12 protein-coding genes are annotated in these 18,172 nt (G+C 40.5%); 4 read left to right on the forward strand and 8 right to left on the reverse strand.

Annotated elements, in window-relative coordinates; translation table 11 throughout:
• Nucleotides 1-296 precede the first annotated feature (296 nt).
• Complete coding sequence (locus AC5NT5_RS01715; protein ID WP_154903909.1) at nucleotides 297-2,372, forward strand: M13 family metallopeptidase; 2,076 nt, start codon at nucleotides 297-299, stop codon at nucleotides 2,370-2,372.
• A 35-nt stretch (nucleotides 2,373-2,407) separates the two neighbouring features.
• Here AC5NT5_RS01715 and AC5NT5_RS01720 read toward each other — a convergent pair whose 3' ends face one another.
• From AC5NT5_RS01720 to AC5NT5_RS01735, 4 genes are all read right to left on the reverse strand, one after another.
• Nucleotides 2,408-3,508, reverse strand: coding sequence for a phosphotransferase enzyme family protein (locus AC5NT5_RS01720; RefSeq protein ID WP_154903910.1), 1,101 nt, complete (start codon nucleotides 3,506-3,508; stop codon nucleotides 2,408-2,410).
• 22 nt (nucleotides 3,509-3,530) lie between these two features.
• Nucleotides 3,531-3,929 carry an 8-oxo-dGTP diphosphatase MutT gene (gene mutT, locus AC5NT5_RS01725; protein ID WP_007582062.1) on the reverse strand — a complete coding sequence of 133 codons (399 nt, stop codon included), beginning with the start codon at nucleotides 3,927-3,929 and terminating at the stop codon, nucleotides 3,531-3,533.
• Nucleotides 3,930-3,997: 68 nt separating this feature from the next.
• Entirely contained in the window at nucleotides 3,998-6,706 is a 2,709-nt protein-coding gene (gene secA, locus AC5NT5_RS01730) for a preprotein translocase subunit SecA (RefSeq protein ID WP_154903912.1), read from the reverse strand.
• A gap of 371 nt (nucleotides 6,707-7,077) precedes the next feature.
• Nucleotides 7,078-9,105: a methyl-accepting chemotaxis protein gene (locus tag AC5NT5_RS01735; protein ID WP_494513251.1), complete on the reverse strand. Its 2,028-nt coding sequence runs from the start codon at nucleotides 9,103-9,105 to the stop codon at nucleotides 7,078-7,080.
• A gap of 116 nt (nucleotides 9,106-9,221) precedes the next feature.
• Between AC5NT5_RS01735 and AC5NT5_RS01740 the strand changes: the two genes are divergently transcribed.
• Nucleotides 9,222-9,992, forward strand: coding sequence for a Rossmann-fold NAD(P)-binding domain-containing protein (locus tag AC5NT5_RS01740; protein WP_494513252.1), 771 nt, complete (start codon nucleotides 9,222-9,224; stop codon nucleotides 9,990-9,992).
• Here the strand turns inward: AC5NT5_RS01740 and hutH are convergent.
• The 3 genes from hutH to hutC all read right to left on the reverse strand — a co-directional run bounded on the left by hutH (nucleotide 9,989) and on the right by hutC (nucleotide 13,974).
• A complete protein-coding gene (gene hutH, locus AC5NT5_RS01745) occupies nucleotides 9,989-11,524 on the reverse strand; it encodes a histidine ammonia-lyase (RefSeq protein ID WP_494513253.1) in 1,536 nt (511 codons plus the stop codon). The genes AC5NT5_RS01740 and hutH overlap by 4 nt on opposite strands.
• Before the next feature lie 2 nt (nucleotides 11,525-11,526).
• Nucleotides 11,527-13,200 carry a urocanate hydratase gene (gene hutU / locus AC5NT5_RS01750; protein ID WP_182754022.1) on the reverse strand — a complete coding sequence of 558 codons (1,674 nt, stop codon included), beginning with the start codon at nucleotides 13,198-13,200 and terminating at the stop codon, nucleotides 11,527-11,529.
• Nucleotides 13,201-13,266: 66 nt separating this feature from the next.
• Nucleotides 13,267-13,974: a histidine utilization transcriptional repressor HutC gene (gene hutC / locus AC5NT5_RS01755; protein ID WP_024596303.1), complete on the reverse strand. Its 708-nt coding sequence runs from the start codon at nucleotides 13,972-13,974 to the stop codon at nucleotides 13,267-13,269.
• Between the two features lie 119 nt (nucleotides 13,975-14,093).
• On the opposite strand from hutC, the gene hutI reads away from it, so the two are divergent.
• Both hutI and AC5NT5_RS01765 read left to right on the forward strand, forming a co-directional pair.
• Nucleotides 14,094-15,341 (forward strand): imidazolonepropionase, encoded by a 1,248-nt coding sequence (gene hutI / locus AC5NT5_RS01760; RefSeq protein ID WP_494513254.1) that lies wholly within the window; start codon nucleotides 14,094-14,096, stop codon nucleotides 15,339-15,341.
• Between the two features lie 120 nt (nucleotides 15,342-15,461).
• Nucleotides 15,462-17,126 carry an EAL domain-containing protein gene (locus tag AC5NT5_RS01765; protein ID WP_024596305.1) on the forward strand — a complete coding sequence of 555 codons (1,665 nt, stop codon included), beginning with the start codon at nucleotides 15,462-15,464 and terminating at the stop codon, nucleotides 17,124-17,126.
• Here the strand turns inward: AC5NT5_RS01765 and AC5NT5_RS01770 are convergent.
• Entirely contained in the window at nucleotides 17,123-18,172 is a 1,050-nt protein-coding gene (locus AC5NT5_RS01770; RefSeq protein WP_182672767.1) for a formimidoylglutamase, read from the reverse strand. The two genes, AC5NT5_RS01765 and AC5NT5_RS01770, sit on opposite strands and share 4 nt — an antisense overlap.

Genomic DNA, 18,172 nt, shown 5'->3' on the forward strand with positions numbered 1-18,172 from the left:
TATTATTTAAAGCTCCCTTGATACCCATTCCATTAAGTAAAAGCGTACAGGCAGTGCTATTTTTACTCCTGCTATATTCAAGAATTTAATGGAGTTGGTATGTGATACCAACCTGCATAAATCTTTGATCAATTTAACGAATTAAATTGCACTATAACGTCGTTAAAAATTTTTTATTTAGAACAACTAGATACAAAAACTTTTGCCTAGTTCTAGCGTAATTTTCTTAACGTTAAATAGACCCCATACATAAGCAGATTGGTATGATTTAATTCTAACTAACAAACGGAATCATTATGAACAAAGTAACAATGGCCGCTGCGAGCATAGCGCTTGCACTTGGTCTAGTAGGTTGTGGTGAAAAACAACAAGAAGCTAAAGTAACCGATACTCCTGTAGTAACAGCACCCGCTGAAAAACCACTAGAGCTTGGTATTGAACTAGCGAATATGGATAGTTCAGTGCGCGCACAAGACGATTTTTATTATCATGTAAATGGACAGTGGTTAGCAAAAACTGAAATACCAGGTGATAAGTCTAACTACGGTTCTTTTTCGCAGCTATATGATGAGTCACAAAAAGCGATGAAAATTGCCCTTGAAAACGCAGCCGCGAATAAGGCCGCTAAAAAAGGCAGTGATGAGTATAAAATTGGCGCATTTTATAAAAGCTACATGAATCAATCTGCGCGTAATGAGCTAGGTATTACGCCATTACAACCGTCATTAGATACGATTGATAGCGTTAAATCTAAAGCTGACTTAGTGGGTTTAATGGCTAAAATTCAAAAACAAGGCGGCACTTTACCGTTTGGTTGGTTTGTAAATAACGATGCTAAAAACTCGAGCGAGTATGCATTGTATTTATCTCAGTCGGGTCTTGGTTTACCAGATCGTGATTATTACTTAAATGATGACGAAAAATTCACTAAAATTCGTGCTTCTTACGAGCAATACATCACAGATGTTTTAGCAAAATCGGGCGTTAAAAATGCAGCAGAAGCTGCCAAGAGCGTACTTGCATTTGAAAAAACACTAGCTGATGCTCAGTGGAGCCGTGTGCAAAGCCGTGATGCAACTAAATCTTATAACAAGATGACAGTAGCAGACGCAAGCAAGTTGATGGGGGAGCTTGATTTAGCTGCATTCTTTAAAGATGCAGGTGTGAGTGCAAGTGATATTATTGTACGTCAACCAAGCTACTTAGAAGCACTTGCTACTATTTACAAAGATACTGATTTAGCGACGTGGAAAAACTACTTAAAATTTCATTTTGTAAGTGGTTATGCAGAGCTACTTAGCGAAGATTTAGTTAACCTTAACTTTGACTTTTACAGCACAACACTTCGTGGCGTAGAGGAACAAGCACCTCTTTGGAAGCAAGCGGTTGATGCATCTAACAGTGTACTTGGTGAGATTTTAGGTAAGGTATACGTTAAAGATAACTTCCCGCCAGAAGCGAAAGCACGCATGGAAGAGTTAGTTGATAACGTAATTAAAGGTTATGGCGTTGCTATCGAAAATCTTGAGTGGATGAGCCCTGAAACAAAGCTTGCAGCGAAAGAAAAATTAGACAAATTTACGCCTAAGATTGGTTACCCAGACACGTGGAAAGATTACTCAGAGCTAGAGATTAACTCAGACGAGCTAGTAGGTAATTACATCCGTTATAGCGAATGGGCATACGCAGACATGATTGCTAAATTGGGTAAACCAGTTGATCGCTCTGAATGGCACATGACTCCGCAAACAGTAAATGCGTATTACAACCCAGTAAACAATGAAATTGTATTTCCAGCCGCTATATTACAACCACCATTCTTTAATTTAGAAGCGGATGATGCTGTAAACTACGGCGCAATTGGCGCGGTAATTGGGCATGAGCTGGGTCACGGTTTTGACGACCAAGGTGCTAAATACGACGGTGACGGTAACTTACGTAACTGGTGGAGTGAGACTGACCTTAAGCAATTTGAAGAGCGTACAGCGGCTTTAGTTGCACAGTATAACGAATATAAACCGTTTGAAGATGCAAGTGTTAATGGTGAGCTAACGCTTGGCGAAAACATTGGTGACTTAGGTGGTTTAACCGTTGCGCATAAAGCGTATATGCTATCTTTAGGTGATAAAAAAGCACCCGTGATAGATGGTTACACAGGCGATCAACGTTTCTTTATGGGTTGGTCACAAATCTGGCGTCGTAACTACCGCGATGAAGAGTTACGTAATCGTTTATTAACAGACCCTCATTCACCAAGCCACTACCGTGTAATCGGTATCTTGTCGAACATGCCTGAGTTTTACGAAGCGTTTGACGTAAAAGAAGGTGATAAAATGTATATCAAACCAGAAGATCGCGTAAAAATCTGGTAATTGCATTACTATAAATAACAAAAACCAGTAAGTTTTTAGCTTACTGGTTTTTTTGTATCTTGAATTTTTTCATCGACTAAGCACGCGTGTATCCATTCTTCGTTACTCAGTATGTTTTTATAAAGCGCGAGTTGGTTTTGTGCTCGCTCTAAATTATGCTCTGCATGAGATACTTTAAAGTACACATCGTTATTTAAGTAATCAGTTAAAAAACGCACACTCAACATAAGCGGCATTATTTTAGCGCCTAATAATAAGCTTTCTTGCTCTAGTATACTCATGCTGCTTTTTAATGGCGTTACATAGCCTTTAACAATGGCTGAAAATATATCTTTTCGAATAACAACGTTGTGTAAATTTGTTGAATCCTCGGCTTCGGGGGAGCAAAATGTACGTACCATGTCACCAAAGTCATAAAGCCAAAATCCTGCCATGCAGGTGTCTAAATCAATAACTGCTTTTGCATTGTGAGTTGTATTACAAAACAGCATATTATTTATTTTTGTATCGTTATGACACACTCTAAGCGGTATGTGTTTAGCTACCTGACTAAGCTCAGTAATTAAATGCTGCTGCGTTAAGCAATACTCTATTTCGTCAGCGCAGTGCTTTACTCTATTTACAGAGTTATTTGTGATTGCGGTATTTAATTGCTCAAAGCGCATCGCTAAGTTATGAAAATCAGGGATTACAGTGTGCAGCTGTTGCGCATCAAAATCTTGTAATGCATGAGCAAATACGCCAAAGGCGTAAGCCGCTTGCTCGCTCTGCTGGGTATTTTTAACAACGTCTTCGCTGTAGCTATCACTAATATAGTTAAGGACGCGATAATACGCATTATCAATTTCTATTAAGTGTTCGTCGTTTTGTGTAGCTATATGTTTGATTATTTCAAGCGGGTAATTATTTTGCAGTTGTTTAGCATTTAAATGCTGCTCAATTAGTTTTGCATTACTCACTAACTGAGCAGGGTTTTTAAATACCTCAGTATTTAGTTTTTGCACAATAAACTGTTTATCAATACTTGTAAGTAGCCATGTACTATTTATATGACCGCTACCAATCGCACTAACTTGAGTTAACTCAGGGGGCAGTGCTAACAGTTCGCTTAGCTTATTTTGTATTGAGATATTCATTGTGCTCACTTATGCCCTTTTTTTATGCGTATCGGGCAACTATTTTTTCGATAATTTCAGCATTCGCTTCAGGAAAATCATAATTTTCTAATTCACTAATTGCTACCCATTCGCTAGGTTGCCCTTCAGCGCCATGTGCCTCACCGCTAAAGTTACTTACTACGTGTACATCTAATTTAACGCATTTATCGCCGTAGTCATGTTCAATCACCATCAATTGGCTAGAGCTGTGAATGGTTAGTCCAACTTCTTCAATAAGCTCGCGTTTAAGTGCAACAAACACACTTTCTCCAGCTTCGACTTTACCACCAGGAAATTCCCATAAACCGCCTTGATGTTGTTCATCTGCACGTTTACAAATGAATATAGCGTTATTTTTCTTAATAACACCAACAGCTACATGTACAATTTCTATAGTCATTACTTTAAAACTCCATAAAAAAAAGCGACGCTAGCGCCGCTTTTTAATAAGCTACTGACAATATTGGGTTATTTTAATTTACCGCAACACTGTTTGAATTTTTGACCTGATTTACAAGGGCAAGGGTCATTACGACCAACTTTTGGTTCTGTACGAGCCATTACTGTCGCTGTTTCTGGCGCTTCGCCACCTACGTGCTCAGCTTCTTCATGTTGGTATTCGCGAGGAGCATTTTCACTTTTACGGTGTTGCTCTTCTACTTTTTCAACATCTTCTTCTGCGCGTACTTGTACTTTACTTAGAATGCTTACAACATCTACTTTCAAGTTTTCAAGCATTTCGGAGAACAGCTCAAACGATTCACGCTTGTACTCTTGCTTAGGATTCTTTTGCGCGTAACCACGTAAATGAATACCTTGGCGTAAATGATCCATTGCAGCAAGATGATCTTTCCAATGCTGATCAAGGCTCTGTAGCATAATCGCTTTTTCGAATTGACGTAAAACAGAATCGCCAACTTGCTCTTCTTTTTGCTTGTATGACTGCTCAACCGCCTGCTCAATACGCTCACGAAGTTTTTCTTCGTATAGTTTATTGTCATCTGCTAACCACTGAGTAATCGGTAACTCAATTAAGAAGTCTTGTTTTAAACGATCTTCAAGGCCAGGAATATCCCACATTTCAGCAAGGCTTTGCGGTGCAATGTACTGATCAATTGTATTGCTAAGTACGTCACCACGAATTGCAGTAATAGTTTCTGAAATATCGCCTTCTTCAAGTAGTTCGTTACGCTGAGAGTAAACAACACGACGTTGATCGTTTGCTACATCATCGTACTCAAGTAGTTGCTTACGTACATCAAAGTTACGTGCTTCTACTTTACGCTGTGCATTTTCAATCGCACGGTTTACCCATGGATGTTCAATTGCTTCACCGCGTTGCATACCGAGTTTACGCATCATGTTAGTCATGCGCTCACCGGCAAATATACGCATTAACGCATCGTCCATCGATAAGTAAAAACGGCTTGAACCAGCATCACCTTGACGACCAGAGCGACCACGTAATTGGTTATCTATACGACGAGATTCGTGACGTTCAGTACCTATGATATGTAAACCGCCGGCATCAATTACTGCATCATGGCGAATTTTCCAAGCTGCTTTAATTTCAGCAATTTGCTCATCAGTTGGGTTTTCAAGTTTTTCAACTTCACTGTTCCAGTTACCACCAAGCACGATATCGGTACCACGACCGGCCATGTTTGTTGCAATTGTTACTGTCCCTGGTAGGCCAGCATCTGAAACGATGTCAGCTTCTTGCGCATGAAATTTAGCATTAAGTACGTTGTGCTTAATTTTTTCTTTGCGTAAAAACTGCGATAAATACTCAGAACTTTCAATTGAAATAGTACCAACAAGCACCGGTTGTCCACGGTCTTGGCAGTCTTTAATATCAATTAAAATAGCTTCGTATTTTTCTTCTTGCGTTAGGTAAACTAAATCGGCGCGATCATCACGAATCATCGGCTTATTAGTTGGCATAACAACAGTATCTAGGCCATAAATAGACTGAAATTCAAATGCTTCAGTATCGGCTGTACCTGTCATACCTGCTAACGTTTCGTATAAACGGAAGTAGTTTTGGAACGTAATAGAGGCAAGTGTTTGGTTCTCGTTTTGAATTTTTACACCTTCTTTTGCTTCAACAGCTTGGTGTAAACCTTCTGACCAACGACGACCTTCCATTGAACGACCAGTATGCTCATCGATAATAATTACTTCGTTTTCTTTTACAACGTAATCAACATCTTTTTGGTATAGCTTATGAGCACGAAGGGCGGCATAAACATGGCTTAGTAGCGTAATGCTTGCTGCTGAATAAAGCGAATCGCCTTCTTCAATTAAGCCGCGCTCAGTAAGTAGCTCTTCTACTTTAATTTGACCACGTTCTGTTAAATGAACTTGCTTAGATTTTTCATCAATCGTGTAATCGCCGTCACCTTCAATGCCTTCTTCGTCTTCTTTTTCTTGAAGCTCAAGTAAAGGAACGATGGTGTTTATTTCAGTGTATAGCTCAGAGCTATCCTCAGCTGGGCCTGAAATAATAAGCGGGGTACGTGCTTCATCTATTAAGATTGAATCCACTTCATCGACTACAGCATAAAATAATGGACGTTGAACTCGTTCATCAATGCTAAAAGCCATGTTGTCACGAAGGTAGTCAAAACCAAATTCGTTATTAGTACCGTATGTAATGTCGGCAGTATAAGCGAGCTTCTTTTGCTGCGGCATCATACCTGGTACGTTACAGCCTACTGTAAGGCCTAAAAATTCAAATAACGCACGGTTGGTTTCAGCATCACGTTTAGCAAGGTAGTCATTCACGGTAATTACGTGAACACCTTTGCCTGTTAAGCCGTTTAGATAAGCTGGTAGAGTAGCTGTAAGTGTTTTACCTTCACCGGTACGCATTTCTGCAATGCGACCTTGATGTAAAACCATACCACCTAATAACTGCACGTCGAAATGACGCATGCCATTTACACGCTTTGACGCTTCACGTACCACAGCAAAAGCCTCTGGTAGAATGTCGTCAAGGCTTTGTCCGTTATCGTAACGTTCTCTAAACTCAGCTGTTTTAGCTCTTAAATCTTCATCAGAAAGCGCTTCAAGTTGCGTTTCTAGCGCATTGATTAGCGCGACCGTCTTTCTTAAGTTTTTAATAGTGCGGTCATTGCGACTACCAAAAAGCTTGGTAAATAAATTAGATATCATGATAAAACCGTTACAATGTATTCTTTGTCAGCCGAGTATCGGCTAACCCATTTTTAACAATTGGTAATTAATATGTGCTTTTAAATAACACTTAGAACATATTAATTAGCAATTTTGTATTAAACCGTTCAAAAAGCACTGTTTATTACGTGCGCTACTATACCAGACTCTGCCAAACAACAAACTATCTCAATAAAAAGATCGGTGTATAAAATCGAAAAATTTGATCTGGTTCGTAAAAATCACTTTGTATTACTCAATTACAGTAAAAATAGCAGCGAACTGTAAAGATATGGTGGTAAATAAATTAAAAACAAGGGTTATAGTTGCGCTTAAGTTTTACGCTTAAACACAACTATAAAATGAATGTTTTATAATTTAAATTGATTAACCGTTTTGTTAAGCGCCGCAGCTAAATCACTTAAGTCACGAGCTTCGTCAGCGAGGGTGTGCGCATGGTCAGCGGTACTGTTCACTAAGTTATTAATTGCCGAAAGGCTCGTATTAATATCTTCAGCAACAACAGTTTGCTCCTCGGTAGATGTGGCTATTTGATGACTTTGGTCTTGTACTTTAGTAACCGACTGCGCAATATTGTGAAGTGAGCTAAGCACTTCTTTAGTTTGAAGCACTGAGCCCTCGGTTTGATCTTGTCCTTGTTGCATCATTACTGAGGCTTGTTGAGCTATTTGCTGCAAGCGCGAAATCATATTTCGAATATCGTCTGTTGATTCTTGTGTGCGACTTGCTAGTGAACGTACTTCATCAGCAACAACGGCAAAGCCTCTACCGTGTTCACCGGCACGAGCAGCCTCTATAGCCGCATTAAGTGCAAGTAAGTTGGTTTGATCAGCAATGGAATTAATTACATCGACTAACGCACCAATGTTATTACTTTCTTGCTCAAGACCTGCAACCACTTTAGATGCTTCGCCAATATGTAATGCCAGTTCAGTCATTACTGTTTGCGCCTGTGTAGAACGGCTAGCTCCTTCAGCTGTAATTGCTTGTACTTCTTCAGCTGCGTTATTTGTGTGTTGTGCGTTACGTGATATTTCAAGCACAGTAGTCGCCATTTCAGTTACCGCTGCGCTCACGCTATCAACTTGCTGCTTCTCTTGCTGAATTTCAGAATTTGTTTTCTCAGAAACACTTCTTAACTGGGCCGCTGCATTACTTAGTTGTTCTGCTTGCGCTGCGGTATCAAGCATCATGGCGTGCAACTTATCAATAAAAGTGTTCATGTGGTTGGCCAGCTGTCCCACTTCATCTTGACTATTAATATCAATTTTTTGAGTAAGATCGCCTTCGCCCGATGCTATATCACGCATAATGTGCGTAAGCGTTGTAATGGGTTTTGAAATCATGTGGGTAGCCCATAAAATCATGGCTAATATAATGATTAAGATAATAATTACCGCCGTTGTTGTAGCGGTTACTGCAGCATTTACGGGCTCTTCAATCATAGTAGTTGGGATAAGTAGACCTACATACCAATCTATATAAGGCTGCTCTAGCTGCAAACGATGGTAAACCACATAAAACTGCTCACCTTTAAAAGCAACCATTTGGCTGCCTTCAAGGTTATTTCGCATTTGTGTATTTAACTCTTTAAAGCCTGCTGTATTTGTAAATTGTTGCTCAAGCGCATCGAGCCCTTCTTTACCGTTTGCACCTTCATCTGTAATTGAAAGTTTATGCCCAGTGGCCTTTGAAAAATGTACTACTTTTTGATTACCATCGAGTAAAAATCCATAACCTTGGCCGTTAAAGCGAATATTTTCGACCATGTCGTTAATTTTGTTTAATTGTAAATCAACACCGCCCATACCGATGAGTTTTAGCTGAGCGTTATAAACAGGTTGTTGTACTACTGCGGATGCTACGCCTGTGGTTAAATCAACAGAGATTGGACCTACGTAAAGCTTGTTAACTTGCATGGCTTCTTGCCACCACCCACGCTTGTAAGCGTAATAAGGCTGGCCGTTGTAGTGACTTGTACGCTCGTTTTCTTTAAAGTATTCACCGGTGGTTGCTGAGGCAAAAAAGGCCGATAAAATGTTTTCGTCATTTGAGCTTAAACGCACAAAGTCTTGGTTTACTTCGTTGTAGCCAGGTGCACTTTCGAGTGCTTGATCGCGTGTATCCCAATTTTCAAAAAAGTTGATTAAATGTGGGTTATTAACAAAGGTTGATACCATTTTACCGTACATCGCGAAGTAACTTTGCATTGAAAGTTGCTCGGTCTGTAGATAACTTTGTGCTTCGTTTTCTATGTTTTCTCTAGAGAGATTGGCAATGTGTCTAACAAAAAATGTTGAGGCGATAATCAGTAAAACGGTAATTGTTCCACCAATCAATAATAATATTTTCTTCCGTAACGATAAATTATTTAGCATGAGTGCGCATATTTTTATTATTTATGAAATTATATCTAATCATATCTTACTTAAAATCTCTATAAAGTTAGATAGAAAGAACTAATTATGCGTTTAAAATAAAGGCTTATACAAAAATGACAAATAAAAGTAATAAATTAGTAGTATTAGGTGCAGGCTGGTTAGGACATGCTTTATGCGTAAGTGCGCAAAAAGCTGACTGGCAAGTACAAGGAACGCATAGAACAGATATACACGAGTTTGACTTTGAGCGTCAGTTTACACTTGAAGATGGACAATTGAGGCATCAAGTTGATTTACAAGATGCTTATTGGGTATGTGCTATTCCACCACGTAGCAGGCACAGTGAAAGTAATTATCCTGAAACACTCACCGCAGCGCTTAAGCTTTCAAAGGAGCTAAACGCAAAGGGCTTTTTATTGTGCTCATCAACCGGGGTGTACGATCAAGAGCCTGGTGTATATAGCGAAAGTAGTGATATTTCATGCACAAACGAGCGCCAAATAAAGCTTTATGAAGCTGAAGAGCAAGTACTTGAGCAAGACGGGAAAGTGCTGCGTTTAGCTGGATTACTAGGGCCTAATAGAGAGCCGGGGCGTTTTGTGGCAGGCAAAGAGCTCAATACATCAAGTGAGCAAGTAGTAAATATGGTGCATCAACAAGATGTAATTAATGCTATTTTTGCGGTGATAGAGCACTGGCAAGTAGGGCAAAATATTTATAATGTGGTTAATCCTGCGCACCCCACAAAAGCTGAATATTACGCGATGAAGTGTCAGCAACATGGTGGTGAAATGCCAACGTTTACAGGAACTGATTCGGCTGAGCGCAAAGTATTAGGCTCAGCCATTGAAGCCTTAGGGTTTAGCTATCAGCACGGTATTTAATATGCTGAAGGCAGGGGACTGCTCTCTATGAAGTCGCATAGCTTACCTTCACTTAGTAATGTATTAGCAGCTTCGATATCGGGAGCAAAGTAGCGGTCTTTATCATAATAACTCACATGTTCGCGTAACAACGCTTTAGCGCTTTGCACTTTATTTGATGGTTCAAGCGGCTTTCTAAATTCTAGCCCTTGAACCGATGCTAACCATTCTATTGCCAAAACACCTTGGGTATTATTGGCCATTTCATCTAAGCGCCTTGCTGCAAAGGTTGCCATAGAAACATGATCTTCTTGATTTGCAGATGTAGGCAAGCTATCGACCGAAGCCGGATGCGCTAATGATTTGTTTTCTGACGCAAGCGCTGCTGCGGTAACTTGGGCAATCATAAATCCTGAATTTACACCGCCGTTTTCAACTAAAAATGGCGGTAATTTGGATAGGTTTGAATCGATAAGTAATGCAATTCGCCTTTCTGCTAATGCGCCAATTTCGGCAATTGCGATAGCTAAGTTATCGGCGGCCATTGCAACGGGCTCTGCATGAAAGTTACCTCCCGATATTATGTCGCCTACATCGGCAAAAACTAGCGGATTGTCGGTTACACCGTTCGACTCGCATAGCAACACTTCTGCAGCTTGGCGTATCTGAGTTAGGCAAGCACCTAGCACTTGAGGTTGGCAGCGAAGGCAGTATGGATCTTGTACTTTTTCACAATTGACGTGGGAATCACTAATTTGAGAGTGCGTATCGAGTAGCTCTCTAAATACTTGAGCGGTGTCTATTTGTCCGCGCTGACCGCGAATTTCATGAATACGTGCATCAAATGGCGCGCGACTGCCCATTGCAGCTTCTATACTTATCGAGCCGATAACGCAGCTTTGTGCATATAGGTTCTCGCTTCTAAATAGGCCTTGTAGTGCAAACGCAGTCGACGCTTGTGTGCCATTTAATAATGCTAAGCCTTCTTTAGCTGCAAGGGTAAGGGGTTCAAGTCCCGCTATTTTTAACCCTTGTGCTGCGCTAATTATTTCTCCTTTATGTCGCATTTGACCTTCAGCTAATAAAGGTAGGCACATATGCGCAAGAGGAGCTAAATCTCCCGATGCCCCCACGGAGCCTTTTTTAGGCACGCATGGATATACTTCGCTACTAAGCAGCTGCATAAAAAATTGGATTACTTGCAGGCGAATGCCCGAATAGCCACGTGAAAGCGAGTTTACTTTTAAGGTGATCATTAACCTTACTGTGCTGTCATCCATGTATTCGCCAATACCCGCAGCGTGTGAAAGTACAATGGAGCGCTGTAATAATTCAAGTTCGTCGTCGGCAATTTTGGTATTGGCTAATAATCCAAAGCCGGTGTTAATTCCGTATACAGTGCGGTGTTCATTGATAACGTTTTGAACGGTTTGCGCGCTGGCTGCTATTTGCGACTCGGCATGCTTTGCAAGGCTCAATTTTACCGGTGAATTATTAATTTTTCTTAGTGTGTTTAAATCAAGTGATCCGGGTGTGAGAGTAAGTTCGAACATGATCATTCCTCGTTTAACATAGGTAGGTCTAAATTTTGTTCTTTAGCGCAGTTTTTTGCTATGTCGTATCCGGCATCAGCATGGCGCATTACACCTGTTGCAGGGTCGTTCCACAGTACGCGAGCAATACGCTCTTTAGCTTCATCAGTACCATCGGCAACAATAACTACACCAGAGTGCTGACTAAATCCCATGCCTACACCGCCACCATGATGAAGCGACACCCAAGTAGCGCCACTAGCGGTATTAAGCAGTGCGTTGAGTAATGGCCAATCTGATACTGCATCTGAGCCATCTTTCATGCTCTCTGTTTCGCGGTTAGGGCTGGCAACTGAACCAGAATCGAGGTGATCGCGACCAATAACTATAGGGGCTTTAAGTTCGCCATTTTTAACCATTTCATTAAAGGCCAGTGCAAGGCGTGCTCTATCTTTTAGGCCAACCCAGCAAATACGTGCAGGTAGCCCTTGAAATTGTATGCGTTCCCGCGCCATATCAAGCCAATTATGCAAATGTGCATCATCAGGAATAAGCTCTTTTACTTTAGCGTCGGTTTTATATATATCTTCAGGGTCGCCTGATAATGCTACCCATCTAAATGGTCCAATACCTTCACAAAATAAAGGGCGAATATAGGCAGGCACAAATCCAGGAAAATCAAACGCGTTGGTAACACCCTCATCAAACGCCATTTGACGAATATTATTACCGTAATCAGTAGTGGCGGCACCGGCTTTTTGTAGTGCCAGCATAGCTTTAACTTGGACTGCCATTGATTGTTTAGCGGCTTTTACTACGGCTTTTGGATCTTGCTCACGCATTTTTGCAGCGTGCTCCATTGTCCAGTTTTGTGGTAAGTAACCATTCAATGGGTCGTGAGCAGATGTTTGATCTGTGACTACATCAGGGGTAATGCCTGTTTTAACCAGTGTACTAAAAATATCGGCAGCGTTACCTAGTAAACCCACTGAGAGGGCTTTACCTTTAACACATGCATCGGTTATTAATTGCAGTGCGTGTTCAAGACTTGTTGCTTTTACATCAACGTAGCCTGTTTTTATACGAAAATCGATACGGCTTTCATCACATTCAACAACCAGTGCACTAAACCCAGCCATTGTAGCTGCAAGTGGTTGCGCACCGCCCATACCACCAAGACCACCTGTTAATACCCATTTACCACTAGCGCTACCTGCAAAATGTTGCTTTGCCATAGCTACAAAGGTTTCGTAAGTTCCTTGTACTATGCCTTGCGAGCCAATATAGATCCAAGAACCCGCCGTCATTTGCCCGTACATCATCAAGCCTTTTTTATCGAGCTCGTTAAAGTGCTCCCAATTTGCCCAGTGTGGAACAAGATTTGAGTTAGCAATAAGCACGCGAGGAGCATTACTGTGGGTTTTAAATACACCAACGGGTTTTCCTGATTGTACAAGCAGGGTTTCGTCGCTTTCGAGCCTATCGAGGGTTTCTATAATTTTGTCATAACTTGGCCAATCACGAGCTGCTCGGCCAATACCACCATATACAACAAGTGCATGAGGATGCTCTGCAACTTCAGGGTCTAAGTTATTCATTAGCATGCGCTTAGCAGCTTCTGTTTGCCAGCTTTTAGCACTTATTTTATCGCCATGAGGTGCACGTATTACGCGACTTGTGTCGAGTCGGTTGTTCATGTTTTGCTCCTGTTGTATATACAAGGTGATTTGTTATAAAAAAAGCGCAGTAAGCGCTATTGTTTGTTATTTTTTAAATGTTAAGTGGCCACCTAAGCGATATTTACTGCCAGGTGATACAAGGCGCGCAAAGCTTACAATGCCTTTAACAGACCAGGTGCGTCGGATCACTTGTAAGCATGGCTCTTCATTATATAAGTTTAACCATTGGCACATTTCGCTGTTTGGCATAATGGCCTCTACTGTATGCCTTGCTTGGGTAAGTGGGGCAACACTAGATAGATATTCATGTGGTGTAAGCGTACTGAAGTCTTGTTGTAAGTAGCCAGTCGCAAGGGCAGGATTTACAAAACGCTCTTCTAGCTGCAAAGGGCTGTCATTTTCGTTATGCACCAGTACACTTCGATATACAACACTGTCAACCTCAACACCAAGTGCAATGGCAATAGGTGCGACTGCATTTATTGATTCGAGTATGAGTACGCTACAGGTGTAGTTGCCGTTACGCTCTTTTACTTCATCAGCAATATTTTTTATTTCAAGTAACGATGACTGCGATTTAAATGTAGCTACAAATGTACCTAACCCTTGGCTGCGGGTTAAAATACCTGCCTCGGTTAATTCGCTTAGTGCTCTGCGGGCTGTCATCCTGCTTACACTAAATTGACTACTTAGTTCGTTTTCAGAGGGAACACGTTGGTTTTCTTGCCACGTACCGCTGCGAATTTTATCAACAATGAATTGTTTTATTTGCGCAAATTTAGGTGTCGTCATTAAATTTATGGTTACATTAAAAATAAACTATATAAATAAGATGACACAATTATCTTGTATATACAAGATGGGTTGTTAGACTATATTTTCATTATTCACGGTGTAAAAAGGGCTGCGATATGCAAAGCACAACACAAAATTATGAGTTAGAAGAAATCGACTTACTTTTAACTGATGCCAATATTGCCACTATGGATAGCAATATAAATGCCCCTTATGGCGCAATTGAAAATGCTGCTATAGCCATTAAAAATGGTAAAATTGCGTGGATCGGAGAGCAATCAACATTGCCTAGTTTTGATGTGTTTGCAACGCCGACATTGAGTGTAAAAGGGCAGTGGTTAACGCCGGGCTTAATAGATTGCCATACTCACTTAGTATTTGCAGGTTCAAGATCGCAAGAGTTTGAACAGCGTTTGCAAGGCGTAAGCTATGAGCAAATTGCGGCACAAGGCGGTGGCATAGCAAGTACGGTTAAAGCCACAAGAGCAGCCGACCGTGAACAATTGTTTGTTGATGCAAAAGATCGCTTAAATACGTTATTAAAAGAAGGTGTAACCACCGTTGAAATAAAGTCTGGTTATGGGCTAGATACAGAAAACGAGATAAAAATATTAGAAGTCGCTCGTTTATTAGGTGAACATCACCCTATTGATATTAAAACTACTTTTTTAGGGGCGCATGCTCTACCGCCTGAATACAAAGGCCGTGCTGATGAATATATTGATTTAGTGTGTACTGGCATGCTAGATCAGGTAGTGGCTAATAATCTTGCTGATGCAGTCGATGTATTTTGTGAAAATGTTGGGTTTAGTTATTCGCAAACCAAACGTGTTTTCCAGGCGGCTAAAAAGCATAACCTCCCAGTAAAATGCCATGCTGAGCAGTTATCTAATCAACAGGGTGCTAAGCTGGTGGCGCAGTTTAATGGCTTTTCGGCGGATCATATTGAGCATCTAGATGAAGAGGGTGTAAAAGCCATGGCAGACGCTGGGACGGTAGCGGTGTTATTGCCAGGTGCATTTTATTTTTTAAGAGAAACTAAATTCCCACCTATTGAATTACTTAATCAATATAAAGTACCTATAGCTATTGCGAGTGATTTTAACCCAGGTACTTCACCACTATGCTCAGTGCACTTGATGATGAACATGGCATGCACATTGTTTAGATTAACACCTGAGCAAGCATTAGCTGGTGTTACTCGAAATGCAGCTAAAGCACTAGGTTTAGACGACCGTGGTATTTTAAAGGTTGGCGCAAGAGCTGATATTGCGCATTGGCAAATAAGTCATCCATCACAATTAAGTTACCAATTTGGCGTAAATAAACTGTTAAATTTATGGATTTTGGGTAGAATTAATTAGTTTGTATTATTTTTACTCACATATAACTTGGTTTAAACTTTTTTAGCGAATACGGATGCCGTTAATTTGAACATACTAACCGACAGTAATTTCCCAATATTTTTTAGTGGTGCACTATTAATGGCGATGATCGCCACTTTATTTGCTGTTAAAAATACCAGTATTAAATTTAGTTATTTATGCACAGCTGCTGTTGGTTTAGCTATCTTAAGCAGCGGTGCGGCTTGGCTTGCTATTCTACTAGCCTTTGGGTTTTGTTTTCACTTATGGCAAGCATTTGAGCGAAATAATTGGAGCATGATAATTACCAGCTCAATGGCTGGTCTTTTATTTGTTGTTCTATTTTCAGCTCATTTATTATTGGAAGTTCCGCTATTTTGGGTTGTGTTAGCAATATTATTATTAGCTATTGTTGGCTTTTTAAATGATGAAAGTGCTGAAATAGAAGTCGTTATAGAGCCAGAACCTGAAGGTGATGCATTTATTGAAGAGTCTCCGCTTTCAGTTTTTGCAGATAGAAAACAGTTACGACAAGGTTACTATGCATGGTGCGACAACAAACAAATAAGCGCAGCGTTAATCGTTATTCGCCTTGAAGGCTTTGAGCAAGTTAACCAGCATATTGGACGCGACTTTGGCGATATACTGTTAGCGCAATCAGCTAATCGAATAAAAGAGCTACTTTCAAGTGACGAAATAGTGACTTTAACTGGACAAGAAAAGCTAGCCCACTTAGGGGGTCTTAACTTTGCATTTATTTGTAGTTTCGCGAATCAAAAACACTTACATGAATTAGTTATTGACCAAATACTGGGTGCAACGCTTAAGCCATTTAATGTTGCTAACTGCACTGTAGAAGTAAAAGCGAGAGCGAGTTATGTTGATTGTAATGAGCAAGATAACAACTTTGATAATTTAATATCGTACGCATATCTGGCACTCGATAGCCACCCAGATCGCAAGGTTGTGCCTTATCATCAACAAATGATGATTGAATTGCGAGAGCAACAAGCGCGACTAAAGGAATTAGCAAATATTGATTTTTCGAGCGAGTTAGAGCTTTATTTTCAGCCTATTATTTGTAACGAAAACGGTCAAATTGAGTTTTTAGAATTACTACTGCGTTGGCAGCACCCTAAGCAAGGGATTTTATCCGCTAACAGGTTTATCGACGACATTAGAATTGCAGGGCTTGGTTATCCACTCGCTAAATTTGTAATAGAGAGAGCTGCTGAGCTTGCAATGGCGCTTAGAATAGAAGGTATTTCTATACCGCTTAGCATTAACGTATTTGGTCCTGAAATGCTTAACGAAGAGTTTATTGAATTTGTTGATGTTGTTTTAAGTGAGCATCACTTGGAAGCTGGCGATTTAATTGTTGAATGCCCTTTGCATATTTTTACGGGACTAGATGATAAAGGCAGAGGCATGATCGCAAGGCTTAATAACATAGGCTTAAAAGTATGTGTTGATGGACTTGGTGATAACCCGGTACTACTTTCTAAGTTACCAAGCTTAGCGGTAGAGTATATTAAGGTTTCACCTTCACTCACTGCTGACTTTAGTAATCAAAACAATATACGCAGTTTAGTTAGCGGAATGGTTGAAATGCATAACCAACAAAAAACAAAAGTGATTTTTGAAGGGGTAGAAACACTTGAGCAACTTAAGTTTGTAAAAAGCTTAAAAGGTTATGCTGCCCAAGGTTATTACTTTGGTCACCCGCTAAGTAGTATTGGTTTAATGAGCTGGCTAAAAGAGTGGCGATTAGTTCAACAGCGCTAAGTGTTTTCTTTGGCTTGTAGATAGCTATTCACAAGTGCACTGATCACTTGCCCTACATGGGCAGCACCGGCCTCAACTCCGCTAGGGTGCTGGCTAGGCGCTGCTTCACATAAATGTAAGTACTTAGAGTGGCGATGGTTTGCTGCTAAGTGCACAAAGTGCTCAGTGTCATTCACACTAAATCCGCAACATGTGTACGCACTAACCGGCATGTAAGTAATACTATCTAAATCAACTTCAATACCCAGTGGTAAATCGTTAAAATTACTTAATGCGTTTTCAATTGCCTGAGTGAGTGTAATTTTTCGCTTAACTTGTATTGATTGATAGCTATCAAACGTAAAGTTAGCTTCACTCATTGCATCTATAATTGCTTGATTGTTTTTTATCTCATGTAAGCCAATAACGTGGTAATTACTTAGATGTTGCTCGTTATAAGCGTAGCGAAAGCCATTGCCGCTATGGCGACCTTCACATTCTCTAAAGTCGGCATGAGGGTCAAAGTTGATAGCATTAATAGGTGTATTTTTTGACTTACTCAGGGCACGGATAATTCCCAAGCAATTATTATGACCTCCGCCAATAACGATTGGCTCAAGCCCCGCTTTAAAAATAAGGCTCAATACCGACTCTACGCGTTCATCAAGCTGTTGGCATAAATCTCGTAATTGAGTTAATTGCTGGCCTTGCTGATTATTAAGCTGGTTGCTTTGCGCCATTAAATCATCAGTATTAACTTCACCCAATAAAAGCACTTTTTGAGTGGCAATAAATTGATTGTGAGGTTGGTTTAAAAAGCGTTTTAAAAAAGCAGGCCATGCTTCGTTTGCACCACCATTTCCTAAGTTTGCTTTTGGGCCGATATCTTCGCAAATACCCAGAAGTACATAGCGGATACCAAATTGAGCAGCGTCAACAAGTGCTTGTTGCAGGTTTACTTGGGTGTCGAGCAAGGCCATTGATTGCCATGCTTTTTTCTCATTTGCGCGGGTAGAGCAAAGTGTTCTAACCGCGCTTTCATCATATACTTTTAAATGGGAAGTCAC

It is taken from the genome of Pseudoalteromonas sp. J2K-J599 (assembly GCF_059295115.2).